The sequence below is a fragment of the Vibrio sp. QJM3NY_35 genome (assembly GCF_057785915.1).
In genome coordinates this window covers 988,707-1,001,932 of the sequence record NZ_CM173508.1, presented here as the reverse complement: position 1 = coordinate 1,001,932, position 13,226 = coordinate 988,707, and the positions used below count along the sequence as shown (strand labels likewise).

Annotated in this window: 9 protein-coding genes; 6 read left to right on the top strand and 3 right to left on the bottom strand. The window is 46.2% G+C overall.

Annotated features, from left to right (window positions below; all coding sequences use genetic code 11):
* Nucleotides 1–69 precede the first annotated feature (69 nt).
* The 3 genes from AC3CH3_RS19900 (at nt 70) to sstT (ending at nt 3,722) form a co-directional block, all read left to right on the top strand.
* On the top strand, nt 70–528 hold the full coding sequence (locus AC3CH3_RS19900) for a copper chaperone PCu(A)C (RefSeq protein WP_488538205.1): 459 nt from the start codon (nt 70–72) through the stop codon (nt 526–528).
* 523 nt (nt 529–1,051) lie between these two features.
* Entirely contained in the window at nt 1,052–2,116 is a 1,065-nt protein-coding gene (gene rsgA / locus AC3CH3_RS19895) for a ribosome small subunit-dependent GTPase A (protein ID WP_488538204.1), read from the top strand.
* A gap of 391 nt (nt 2,117–2,507) precedes the next feature.
* Nucleotides 2,508–3,722: a serine/threonine transporter SstT gene (gene sstT, locus AC3CH3_RS19890; protein ID WP_132942507.1), complete on the top strand. Its 1,215-nt coding sequence runs from the start codon at nt 2,508–2,510 to the stop codon at nt 3,720–3,722.
* 140 nt (nt 3,723–3,862) lie between these two features.
* On the opposite strand, the gene AC3CH3_RS19885 is transcribed toward sstT, so the two are convergent.
* The 3 genes from AC3CH3_RS19885 to AC3CH3_RS19875 all read right to left on the bottom strand — a co-directional run bounded on the left by AC3CH3_RS19885 (nt 3,863) and on the right by AC3CH3_RS19875 (nt 7,872).
* On the bottom strand, nt 3,863–5,080 hold the full coding sequence (locus AC3CH3_RS19885) for a tetratricopeptide repeat protein (RefSeq protein WP_488538203.1): 1,218 nt from the start codon (nt 5,078–5,080) through the stop codon (nt 3,863–3,865).
* A 297-nt stretch (nt 5,081–5,377) separates the two neighbouring features.
* Entirely contained in the window at nt 5,378–5,980 is a 603-nt protein-coding gene (locus tag AC3CH3_RS19880; RefSeq protein WP_488538202.1) for a response regulator transcription factor, read from the bottom strand.
* Between the two features lie 11 nt (nt 5,981–5,991).
* Nucleotides 5,992–7,872, bottom strand: coding sequence for a sensor histidine kinase (locus AC3CH3_RS19875; protein ID WP_488538201.1), 1,881 nt, complete (start codon nt 7,870–7,872; stop codon nt 5,992–5,994).
* A 259-nt stretch (nt 7,873–8,131) separates the two neighbouring features.
* Here AC3CH3_RS19875 and dsrO point away from each other — a divergent pair, with 259 nt between their 5' ends.
* The 3 genes from dsrO to AC3CH3_RS19860 are packed head-to-tail and all read left to right on the top strand — an operon-like array spanning nt 8,132 to nt 13,166.
* A complete protein-coding gene (gene dsrO, locus AC3CH3_RS19870; protein ID WP_488538200.1) occupies nt 8,132–8,938 on the top strand; it encodes a sulfate reduction electron transfer complex DsrMKJOP subunit DsrO in 807 nt (268 codons plus the stop codon).
* Nucleotides 8,935–10,059 (top strand): NrfD/PsrC family molybdoenzyme membrane anchor subunit, encoded by a 1,125-nt coding sequence (nrfD, locus tag AC3CH3_RS19865; RefSeq protein ID WP_488538199.1) that lies wholly within the window; start codon nt 8,935–8,937, stop codon nt 10,057–10,059. Before dsrO ends, nrfD begins: the two co-directional genes overlap by 4 nt.
* A gap of 14 nt (nt 10,060–10,073) precedes the next feature.
* Nucleotides 10,074–13,166: a molybdopterin-dependent oxidoreductase gene (locus AC3CH3_RS19860; RefSeq protein WP_488538198.1), complete on the top strand. Its 3,093-nt coding sequence runs from the start codon at nt 10,074–10,076 to the stop codon at nt 13,164–13,166.
* Nucleotides 13,167–13,226: the final 60 nt, after the last annotated feature.

The window sequence follows — 13,226 nt, the reverse complement described above, 5'->3', positions numbered from 1 at the left end:
ACTTAACTAATAAAGTTCGAACAAAAAGTCAGGTCCCAGACCAAAAACATAAAAATTAAGGACAACAACATGAAGTTAAAAGCACTTGCTCTAGCAGGCTTATTGCTCACCCCTTTTGCTCAGGCTAGTAGCGACATTATGGTTCATGACGCGTACGCTCGTGCAACCCCGCCTTCAGCAGTGAACAGCGCGGTGTTCACGACTCTGATGAACCACAGCGATAAAGATCGCGCTATTGTTTCTGCAACAACACCTGCAGCAGGTAAAGTAGAACTTCATGATGTAATCATGGATGGCGATGTTATGAAAATGCGCCAAGTTCAAGAGATCACCATCCCTGCGAACGGTGAAGCAGTACTTAAACCAGGTAGCCTACACATCATGTTGTTCGACCTAGCAAGCAGCCTAAAAGAAGGTGAGAAAATCCAGATGACACTGACTTTCGCTAATGGTGAAACGCAGACCTTCGATGCGCCGGTTAAGAAAGTAATGAGCGGCATGAAAAAGATGAATCACGATCATCATTAATCGTATTCACAATTGATAAAATAATTTAAGCCACGATGACTTCTCGCCATCGTGGCTTTTTGTTAAACTGAGTTCGCTTTTTATTCAAAGCCTGAACACATAAATAACCAAGGAGAATAGAAGATGATTGTAATGAAAACACTAAAACTGGCAGTAAAAGTAGCGCGTTAATTTGTTTGGTTAATCAAACTTAAATACCGAGCGACCAACACCTCGTCACCCGTGACGACCGCACACTTTTACCCGGTTTACTATTGATCGTAAGTGATCAATACCTGCATGCCCAATAGCGCATGACTAAATCCGGGGTCCTATCTATTTGAATTCGACCCAAGCTCAAAACATTTTTGACGTCTCGACGCTTTTTAATCTCAGCAACTCTTTTTGATCTCATTAACTCTTTTGATCTCATCAACAATAAGAGATCTCACAAGAAGTTAATGCTCTCATAAGACTTTAATGCAGTGATAAGACTTTAATGCTCTAACAAGAAAAGAAAGCTCGCACGTCTGGGTAAATAGACATGAATTCACAAAACGCATTTTCTCATCCAATGTCACTTCAACAACTTGGATGGCAACCTGTATTCCAACAACAACTGACACTCGAAGACTATGACCATTCCGTCATTGCTCGTATTACCGCGCACCATCGCAGCGGCTATACGCTTGCGTCAGAACAAGGCGAAATCGTTCTACCCGTTCATCAAAACCAACCGGCAATGACGGTTGGCGACTGGGTGATGTTGAACTCTGATCTGCAATTCGACCGTTTACTAGACCGTCAATCGCTCTTTCGCCGTAAAGCGGCAGGCAGTCGCGTAGCTGAACAATATATTTCATCCAATATCGACACCGTTTTTATCGTGGTTTCGTTAAATAACGACTTTAATCTAAGCCGCATCGAACGCTATCTAGCACTCGCCAATGAAGCACAGGTTGAAGCGGTTATCGTACTTACCAAGAAAGACTTGTGTGACGACTACCAAGACAAAGTACAACAAGTTCAAAGCTTAGATTCTATGCTGATGATCGAAGCAGTGAACAGCCTAGACCAAGAATCAACTCAAGTATTGTCACCTTGGTGTAAAACAGGCAAAACGGTGGCTTTGATGGGTTCGTCTGGTGTCGGTAAATCGACACTCGTGAACTCGCTACTTGGCGAAACTCAGCAAGAAACGGGCGGTATTCGTGAAGACGACAGCAAAGGCCGTCATACAACCACGTCACGATCGCTCCACTTGCTAACATCGGGTGGTTTACTGCTCGATACTCCTGGTATGCGAGAGTTACAACTCGCCGATTGTGCTGAAGGAGTAAGTGAAACCTTTTCGGATGTGGAAGAGTTAGCGATGCATTGTCGCTTTTCTGATTGCAGTCATGAGTCAGAACCAGGATGCACAATACGCAAAGCCATTGAAAGCGGTAAGCTTTCTGAAAGACGATTCTCTAACTATGAGAAGCTACTCAGAGAGCAAGCAAGAAATGGAGCCTCATTGGCAGAACAGAGAGCGAACAGTAAACAGCTTTCTAAAATGTACAAAACCGTGCAATCAGAAAGTCGAAATCTTAAAAAAGCTTCTGACTAAACCTTTAAGTTAACGACTATAAGTTGTATTTGAGACAAGCTTAGCCCCATAGTGTTAAACACGTGGGGCTTTTTGTTTCAATTTGGTCTTAGTGTGACTATTTATGCACACAATGTTCTTACCAATAGTCGTTTACATTTCCAAATTTACAGTATATTGAGTCTATTAAATGTCATTTTGTAGATTTATAGCTCAATCAAAATACATTAATTTAACATTTAGCTCTAAAAACACCACGTAGCGCAAACAATTACCCTAAAAGTAAACTATTCCTAGACACCCTCTTAGATCTCGCTAATATGACCGCCCATTCCACTAGTGTATAGTCGGATTTGGTACAACTTTATAAAAAGATACATCACTATAATAAATTAACAATTGCAGGTATTTTATGCAAAATCACAACATGCTCGCCCGCATCGCTCGTGGAAATCTCGTTCTACAGATCCTTGCTGGTATTGTTTTCGGTGTCGTTCTCGCCATGGTGTCTCCTTCAGCAGCTCAAGATGCAGGCCTACTAGGTAGTCTGTTTGTTGGCGCTCTGAAAGCTGTTGCCCCAATTTTAGTATTCATTCTTGTTGCAGCTTCTATCGCAAACCAAAAGAAAGGTCAGCATACTCATATGCGTCCGATCATTGTGCTTTACCTGATTGGTACGTTCTCTGCTGCACTGACTGCTGTAGTACTGAGCTTCATGTTCCCAACCACTTTGACACTGGTTGCTGGCGCTGAAGGTGCTAACCCTCCTCAAGGTATTGCTGAAGTTCTTCATACTCTTCTATTCAAGCTTGTAGACAACCCAGTTAGCGCGCTAATGAACGCGAACTACATCGGCATTCTTGCTTGGGCAATCGGTCTTGGCCTTGCACTGCACCACGCATCGGCGACAACCAAAGCGGTTTTCGAAGACCTAAGCCACAGTGTTTCGCATATTGTTCGCTTCATTATCCGTCTTGCGCCATTTGGTATCTTTGGCCTTGTTTCGACAACATTTGCGACAACGGGCTTCGATGCTCTAGCAAGCTACGGTCAACTATTAGCGGTTCTGCTAAGTTCAATGCTGATCATCGCACTTGTTGTTAACCCACTGCTTGTATTTGTAAAAACAAAACAGAACCCATACCCACTTGTACTGCAATGTATTCGTGAGTCTGGCGTAACTGCATTCTTCACTCGTTCAAGCGCTGCAAACATCCCAGTGAACATGAACCTTTGTAAGAAGCTAAACCTAGACGAAGATACTTACTCTGTATCTATCCCACTAGGCGCAACGATCAACATGGCGGGCGCTGCAATCACCATCACTGTGTTAACGCTTGCTGCTGTACACACTATGGGTATTGAGATTGATATCTTCACAGCAATTCTACTCAGCCTTGTAGCTGCCGTATCAGCATGTGGCGCATCGGGGGTTGCTGGCGGTTCTCTGCTACTTATTCCTCTAGCATGTGGCCTATTCGGTATTTCAAACGATGTAGCGATGCAGGTTGTAGCGGTAGGTTTCATTATCGGTGTGATTCAAGATTCTGCTGAAACAGCGCTTAACAGCTCAACTGACGTCGTATTCACTGCGGCTGTATGTAAAGCTGAACAAAACAAAGCTTAATGAACTTTTAGCTCTAAGCTCTAAAAGCAAATAGCACACAAATAAAAAGGGAAGCATCAGCTTCCCTTTTTGTTGTCTTGAGTTTCTCTATTAGAGCTATAACTGCCTATCAACAGCACACAACCAGTAAGTGCAATCTACTAGCTTCTGTTCCAGTCAGACCCCACAGCGGACTGACTGAAGTCTAGCGGGTCACTATTCTGATTTGCGCGCTTCTCTGTTGTCGCATGCTCGGTAGTAGGTTGTTGGCTGTAATCGACATTCGTATCTTGAGCATTCACCGTTTGAGTCTCTAAGTGGCTCGCATCTACATTCAACTCATTACCTTCTTCATCGAGCGCTTCTTTCACCTTCTTAGGAATTGGTATGTTGCGTTTATAGAGCTTGTTGAGCGCTTTAATGATTGAGTGTTTAGTGATCGCTTCTTGGGTCAGCTTAGTCATTATCGGCTTAGTCAGAGCTTGTAAGCCCACGACGGCATCTACGCCAAGCTCCCCACCTACTTTATCTCTCAAGTGCTTAGCTTCTGAATAACCAAAATGAGCTGAGAGAAATAACCAGATGTAGGCAATAGCGTTGCCGTGCTCACCATGGTCTATCCAAGCTTCACCGGCTCTAAACATCGCTTCTGCACTGTTCTTTTCTGCGGCCGTCTCAAACCAGTAAACTGCCTCACCATGGTTAGGTTCAACACCAATACCGTTCAAATAACTCATGCCGAGTTTGATCTTGCCGTCTAGGTTATTTTTCTCAGCGGCCATCTGGTACCACTCGACAGAGCTTTCAGCCGAATAATCAGGATTTTCTTTATCCAAACACCAATCACCAATAAACAGCATCGCTTCAGTATTACCACCAGTCGCAGACTCTTCGATATAGGTATAACCTTTAGGGATGTTCTTATCAGTTCCACGACCAAAGACGAGCGCTTTACCCATCTCGAATTTCGCAGACATATCATTATCTAGAGCAGATATTGCTAGCTGCCAAAAGTTGGCCTTCTCTCTTAAAATCAGGTCTTCTTTACGCTTCATACTCAGACGTACAATGCCATACATACCATTGACATTATCGAGTTGCGCCGCTTTATCGTACCAATACAGAGCTTCCTTAATATTGTTCCGTTCAGCTTCTTTCGCCAAATACAGAATCGACGGTACATGTCCGGTCTCGGCTTTGAAGTGACGCTCTTTTTGCTCTTGGATGCGCGCTTTTTCAATCGCTTTTCGGTACGCGACAGCACGAGCCTTACGCTCTTGTTCTAAGCGCTGCTTCCTTAGCGATAAAGAGATCAGCCACACAGCAACAAGTATTAACGAAAGAGCCGTCGCACCAATTGCGATTCCCATTGTACTCATAAAATATTTTAACCTAACTCGGCTGATATCATCCCCGATATCGAGGTGCGATCAACCTATAGTGAATGTTTCGAATGACAGGGAAAAGCGCCGTTATTAAAACGTTCCGCCCTAAAATGAACTGAGTTCAGTATCTCAGGAATACATAGCGATAAAAAGTCTACTAACACCTATCTTTATGCACTCCATAAACGGTGTGATCTTGCTTCAATATCGATTATTTATGAAGACTACCTTTCATCAGAAAACCAGTGGTCAAGGTAATGATTTTTCACCTTCAACTTCTTATCTTTATGGTTAGGTAAGCTGCCCATAAATGTATGCCAACTCAGCGACCGTTTTCGCAGAAAACTTCTTCATCAAACTCGCTCGGTGTACTTCTACGGTTCTCATTGCGATGCACAATTCGTCGGCAATTTTTTGGTTACGCTTACCGTCGATAATTTGTTTAAGAATGTCTATTTCACGCTCAGTTAACGATGCATAGGCTTGGCGATACACGTTCATGTGTCGATGCCTTTCAGAGGCTTCTAACCCTTGCTTGATCGCCTCTGCCAATTCACCACCTTTAACTGGCTTTTGGAAAAAATTCACCGCCCCCGCTTGCAGGGCTTCAACAGCCATTGGCACGTCACCGTGACCCGTCAAGTAAATCACCGAAAGCGGGCTCTGCGCTTTCAACATCAGTTCATGCACTTGCTGCCCTCTCATCTCAGGCATTCTGCTATCGAGCACCACACATCCAGCCGCACTTAAATCAACGGCATCGAGAAAACTCGGACCGTCTTGATAGGCAGACACCGTAAAATCATGCTCTTCCAGCAAGAACACCAATGAATCGCGCATTGATTCATCGTCATCAACCACATAGACCGGTAACGTTTGATGAAGTTCAGACATAACAAGATTCCTCATGAATCATTTGAAAGAGAGAAAGGCAACGTCACCGCGACGTGACAACCATGTGGCGTGAGAGACGTAATGCTCATTTGACCGCTGTGGTCTTCAATTACGTCTTGGCATATCGCAAGCCCTAGACCCAAACCGTTTTCTTTGCTGCTCACAAAAGCTTGAGTCACTTGATGCTCGGTAAAATCTAATCCGGTGCCATTGTCGATAACCGACAACATCATTTTATCGGCTTGATACTCGGTAATCACTTTAATTGTCGCTGGCTCGGCGTTTTTGTTATCAATATCAGACATCGCGCGCTGCTGCTGGGCATTACACGCATCGGTCGCATTGTTGATAAGGTTGACTATCACTTGTTGGAGGCCCACAGGGTCAATATAGACCTCAATAGGTCGACCAACGACGTAACGCTCAATGATAATTTGGTGCTGTTCAAGGCGGAATTGCAGCAACTCGATAGTGTCCGTTAGCAACTGCTCTATATCCGCCTTTGACTTCTCTGCTGAGCGTTTTTTTATCATGTTTCTTAAGCGTTGAATGATCGCGTCTGCCCTATCCACTTGAGACTGAATTTTCTCAAAAACAGGTTCAATATCGGTCAATGGTTTGTTCTTCGAAATCCGCAATAAACCGCCTTCGCTGTAGTTACGAATCGCTGCCAAGGGCTGATTGATCTCATGCGCCAAACTGCTTCCTAACTCACCAACTACCGCGATTCGCTGAGAATGCTCTAGCTGCTCGCTCTTACTTTTTAGCTTGTGTAATGTAGATTCTAACTGTTTCTTACTGCGGCTGAATTTGTACTCCAACCAGAAGTGGTAAGCATTCAGTAACACCACCAGAATGAAGAACGCCCAAGCCCATTGCTGATTGTACTTAAGCCAGATTAACGCTTCTTTCCACCATGGCTGTTGCAGTGGGTGCATGTCGAGTTGCTGATACAGCTTATCGATGGAAAGTAGGCTAGTTGGTGACGTCCAACCCGAAGCATTGGCTGCAATAGCTGGTGCACTGCTCTTTGGCATCGAAAACAGCACCTGACTCATTTGTTTAGCCAGTGCTGAAGAGGCTCGCTCTGTCTTAGCAAACGACCAATTGGAATACAGAGGTGTAGACACTTGGCACCGGAAGCCATCAGGCGCTTGGTTACCGATAACACGATATTGCCCAGCCACCAGCAAACCTTCGCTAATCATGTTTTCAACCAAACAAGCTGGGACGACTGCCGCCTCAATGTGTCCTTCTCGCAATTGGTACAAACTGACATCAATAGGGAAACCCAAGAACTGAGCATTAGAGAAAAAGTGATTAGGGTTCAGCCCTTCTTGCATTACTCGATAGCGCATAGTCAGGTAGCCGCCAAACGCATTTTCAGAGACAGCCGCGATTGGCTTTCCACTCAGCTGCTCAAACGAGATATACGGTGACATTCTTCTGACCACCAATGCAGAACCAATACTGCGCGTGCTGCTCACTCCTTGATCGTCATAATTGTGACTGGTCATGGTCGCCATCCAAGAGAGCGCGTATTGACGCCCTAAGCGAACCGCCTGACCGGGATTAGTGACAACAAAATCGACCGTGACATCTTTCACCGCTTCCGCCATCTCTTCCAAATTAAAAGGCTTGAGAACAAAGTGCTTTCCCGGAATGTGTTCAGACAACCAATCCATTGTTGGTTGCCAACGTTGCTGCGCCGAAAGCTTGCCTCGAGTCGCCAACACACCAACCTCGATAATCTGGTCGGGTTCATCTGTGTTTTCGTTTGGGCTTGTGCTTGGAACTACTATCGCTTGTTCAGATTGAGCAGCGACACACACACCTGCAGTTAGGCTCAACCAACAAAGGCTGACAACGGTCATTAGTTTTCGAACGGTCACTGAAATCTCTTTCTCCAAACGGACTGTTTATCCAATTTATTCTGGCTTCATTTTAGGTTAGCGACATGCTCCACGCTTAACTCATGCTTTAAGTCGCCTTAAATAATCCTCTGAAACAAAGCATAACAGCTAGATTGCTAAAACCGCATTTGTTCTAGATCAACTTTAATCTGGGTATGTGGAAATCCACAATACCCCGTGTACGGTCAAAATCTGACAATGAGCCCAACAGAACGAATACCCATTTATAGGTACCAATATGGACTCATTGAAAAGACGGTTTCTCAGTCAATTCGGCAAAGTTTCCGCCGGTGCTGCGCTCATTCCTATCACCGGAATCAACACCGCAGTCGCGAGCACAGCCATTCGCAATAACAACCAACCTGACCGCAAAGGCGAAGTAGGCAAACGCTACGCCATGGCGATTGATTTGCGTAAATGCGTGGGCTGTCAGGCATGTACTGTTGGCTGTAGCGTTGAAAACCAAGCACCAATTGGCCAGTTCAGAACCACAGTAAAACAGTATGAAGTCTCCCTTGATGATGGTTCGACGGCTCAACAAGAAGTGAAATCATTCATGCTGCCTCGCCTGTGTAACCACTGCGACAACGCACCTTGCATCAAGGTTTGTCCTGTTCAAGCGACCTTCCAACGTGAAGACGGGATTGTGATGGTCGATAACGAACGCTGCGTAGCCTGTGCTTACTGTGTGCAAGCCTGCCCGTACGATGCTCGTTTCATTAACCACGACACATTGACCGCCGACAAATGTACCTTCTGTGCACACCGCCTTGAGGATGGCTTGCTACCCGCTTGTGTAGAAACTTGTGTCGGTGGCGCACGTGTCATTGGCGACCTTAAAGATCCAAACAGCGAGATCAACCGTCTGCTCAATGAAAACCAAAATGACATCAAGGTGCTTAAGCCAGAGCAGAATACCAACCCACATGTTTTCTATATTGGCATGAATGAGCGATTCGTTAGCCATATCGAAGGTCAACCTGCGATTTATGATCCAGCCGCCATTGATAGCTCATCCTCTAGCAAACAAGGAGAGACAGCATGAATATCACCGAGGTGTTAGTTCCCGCTCAAGAGATCGCTTGGCTACCGTGGGCGGTTCAATATTTTTTCTACATTGGTTCTGCCTACGCGGCGGCTATTCTGTTTTTGATTGCACTTATCTTCAAAAACTCAACCAGTCATCAATTCCGCTCAGCCCTTGTGCTTGTGATGGCCATTGGCGCAATTGTTGGACCATTAGCACTAACCGGAGATTTACACCAACCTGGACGTGCGTGGCACTTCTACGCTCACATCACGCCTTGGTCATGGATGTCATTGGGTTCTCTGTTTCTTCCTCTGTTTTCTGGTCTGGCTGTCGCGACGGCTTGGGTTTACCTACGTGATGACATCGCACAACTTAAAGAGAGTGAAAACCCACTTCTAAAACGCCTGTCTTGGCTAACCCTAGGCCAATGGCAGATTTCAACAAAACTGATGATTGCACTCTCTGCTGCGACGGCTATTTCTGGCTTAAGCATTGCGCTTTACACAGGTGCCGAGATTGCAATTTTGGCGAGCAGACCGCTTTGGCATCAACCGGCTTCTCCATTGCTTTGGTTCACGACCGCATTCTTTGCTGCAACGGGTTTAACGCTGTTAGTTTGGGCTCTGCTGCCTTCAAGCAAACCAAGCTTAAAACCAACAGACCTCGCACTGGTACAAAGAACCATTACCTTAACGGGCGGTCTTGCCATCATTCTTACGTCGATTTGGGCATCTAACCATGGTCACTTCAACTTGTATGAGAACGACGCTTGGGGCATCAATTTAGGCATCATGACCACCAGCATTTTGCTGTGCATGATCTTGGTTCTTCCGCTGCAACGTCTATCGCAAAGCAAGTTTGGAGTCACCCTTGTGGCACTTGCGACCATAGTTTCAGCATGGGCGGTACGTTGGGTCACCATGATGGAAGTTCAAACCATTCCACGTTTTGATGTGGGTGCATTCCCTTATGAATTACCAATGGGTAGCGCAGGTTTACTTGGCATTGTTGGTATGTGTGGCCTTTGGTTAGCACTTGCGTTGTTCGCCTCTGAAATCGTGTCTACTGGTTCTGGAACAAAAACGATATCAGCTCAAAAAACATCATCACCACTTAACCGCTCACATAGCTTGTAGTCTGAGGAGTCATCATGGATAACAAACGTCGTCAATTTTTGAAAACAGGCCTTGCTGCCGGTGGTGTTGGAGCTTTTGCTGCAGGTTATGCGACAACCACAAAACACATGGTTCACGGTGCTATCGATGGCACAGCTGGCAAGAAAACCAACCACATCCACCACGGTAATTCGTTAGAGACGGAGTACAGTGTCGATGAGCAAGGTAAGATCACGCCAAATCCAAACCAACGCGTGGCACCATCAATGTGTTTTGGTTGCTGGACACTGTGTGGCTTACGTGTACGTATCGATAATCGCAACGACGAGATCTTACGTATCTCAGGCAACCCATATCACCCGCTATCAAGTGACCAGCAGATCCCGTTCAAAACGCCGGTAAAAGACGCCTACATTGGCTTGTCTGGTGAATCCGGCATCAATAACCGCTCGACAGCCTGCGCCCGTGGTAATGGCATGCTAGAGATTCAAAACAGCCCATACCGAATCACTCAACCGCTCAAACGTGTTGGTAAGCGTGGCGAGGGCAAGTGGGAACCAATCAGCTACGAGCAGCTTATCTCTGAGATCACCGAAGGTGGTGACTTGTTTGGTGAAGGCGAAGTTGAAGGCTTACGTTCGATTCGTGACATCGAAACACCACTCGATACAAACAACCCTGAATACGGACCAAAAGCCAACCAACTGCTTGTAACTAATGCCGGTAATGAAGGCCGTGATGATATCTTGAAGCGCTTTGCATTCAACAGTTACGGCACACGAAACTTCGGTCACCACGGATCTTATTGTGGCTACGCATTCCGCGCGGGTTCTGGCGCGATCATGAATGACTTAGACAAGTTCTCGCACTTAAAGCCTGACTTCAACAACGCAGAATTCATTCTTTTCATCGGTATGTCTCCAGCTCAAGCGGGTAACCCGTTTAAGCGTCAAGCACGACAACTTGCTGAGGCGCGTACTAATGGAAAACTGGGCTACACCATAGTGACACCAAGCCTTCCTGCAGGATCATCAAGTCTTGCGGCGGGAGATCGCAACAACTGGCTTCCGATCAAACCGGGCACCGATTCAGCATTAGTTCTAGGCATGATCCAATGGATCATTGAAAACCAGCGCTACAATCACGACTTCTTATCTCGCCCAAGCGCACAAGCAATGCAAAAAGCAGGCACCACACACTGGTGTAATGCATCTCACCTCGTGATCAGCGATGAAACACACCCTCAGAACGGGCGTATGCTTCGCGCTTCGGATATTGGCTTACTAGAAGCGGGCGAACCGATGTCTGACGATGATGCAGTTGTCGCACTCAATGTGACAACGTCACTATTGACATCAAATGTTCAAGTAGATGAAGCGGCTCTGTTCGTAGATCAAGACGTAGAAATCGATGGTCAAACCGTTCGTGTTAAGTCTTCTCTACAAAGATTGAAGGAAGAAGCCTTCAAATATGACCTTGCTTACTACAGTGAGCAGTGTGAAATTCCACAAGACCAAATTATTGCACTAGCGAAACGCTTCACCAGTTACGGAACGAAAGCCGTTGTTGATACTCACGGTGGCAACATGCACACCAACGGCTTCTACAACTCGTTCTCTATCCTAATGCTGAACGCGCTGATCGGTAACATCAATGCAAAAGGCGGTGCGATGGCGAAAGCGGGCGGCTACCCAACTTCGGTTGCAGGCCCACGTTACGACTTTACTAAGTTCAAGGGTAAGACTAAGCCTCAAGGTGTATTCTTGTCCCGCAGCAAGTTCCCGTACCAAAAAACCAGCGAATACAAACGTCGCGTTGCCGCAGGCGAGTCACCTTACCCGACACGCGCGCCGTGGTACCCAATCTCAGCACCGCTTTTAACTGAGCACCTATCAGCTGCGATTGATGGCTACCCTTACCGAGCAAAGGCATGGATCAACCACATGGCGAACCCACTTTATGGTGTTCCGGGTTTAGACAACTTGCTGGGTGAAAAGCTTAAGGATCCAAAACAGCTTGGCTTGATCGTGTCTATCGATGCCTTCATCAATGAGACCACAGCATTATCGGATTACCTAGTGCCAGACACAGTGACCTACGAAAGCTGGGGCATGGCAACACCTTGGCATGGCGTCGCGACTAAAGCGATCACCGCTCGTTGGCCGATTGTTGAGCCTAAAACCTCACGCACTCAAGACGGACGCGCGATCAACCTAGAGAACTTCTTTATTGATCTAGCGAAAACGCTTGGCTTAGGTGGCTTCGGCGACAATGTAATCAAAGACAGCCAAGGCAACTGGCACGGTATTCATAGCGCTGAAGATTTCTACCTGCGATCTGCAGCAAACTTAGCATTTGTAAAAGGCGGCGTGCCGAATGTCGATGCGGAAGATATTGTTTGGTCTGGTCTAGAACGCCTAGTTCCTGTGATGAACAAAACGCTCAAGCCTGAAGAGATGCTCAAAGTAGCGTATATCTTTGCGCGTGGCGGTCGTTTCGAAGACGCAACCAATGCCTACACCAATGAAACCATGAAGTACAAATGGATCAAACCACTCGCTATTTGGAATGAAAAGCTTGGTACCTCTCGCAACACCATCAGTGGCGAGCAGTACATGGGTTGCCCGACTTGGTATCCACAAAAGTTGGCAGATGGCACGCCATTGGCTGAGCAGTTCCCAGTAAAAGAGTGGCCATTTACTCTGACTAACTTTAAGTCCAACATTCACAGTGCAGTGTCTAACTTGTCACCACGCTTGGAATCGATTAAAGGCGTGAACCCAGTTTACATTCACCCGCAAGACGCCTCTTCAACGGGCATCAAAACCGGTGACGTATTTGCTATCGAAACACCGAGTTCAACCACACATGCGTTGGCAATGGTGATTGACGGCATCAAGCCGGGAACATTAGGCTTTGAACACGGCTTTGGTCATAAAGAACTCGGTGAGCGTGCACACTGGATTGGTGACACACAACAACCGGTGAAAATGAAATCAAACGATGGCGTTAACATCAATGATATAGGCTTGATTGACCCGACGAGAGAAGGCAAAGGCGTGATGTTGGATTGGGTTGTGGGCGCAGCAGCAAGACAAGTGCTTCCGGCTAAGATCCACAAACTCTAAGCATTACCACAACAACCAAGGCTACTATGGCAAAGAAATTAACAGCCACGTGCTGGGTAC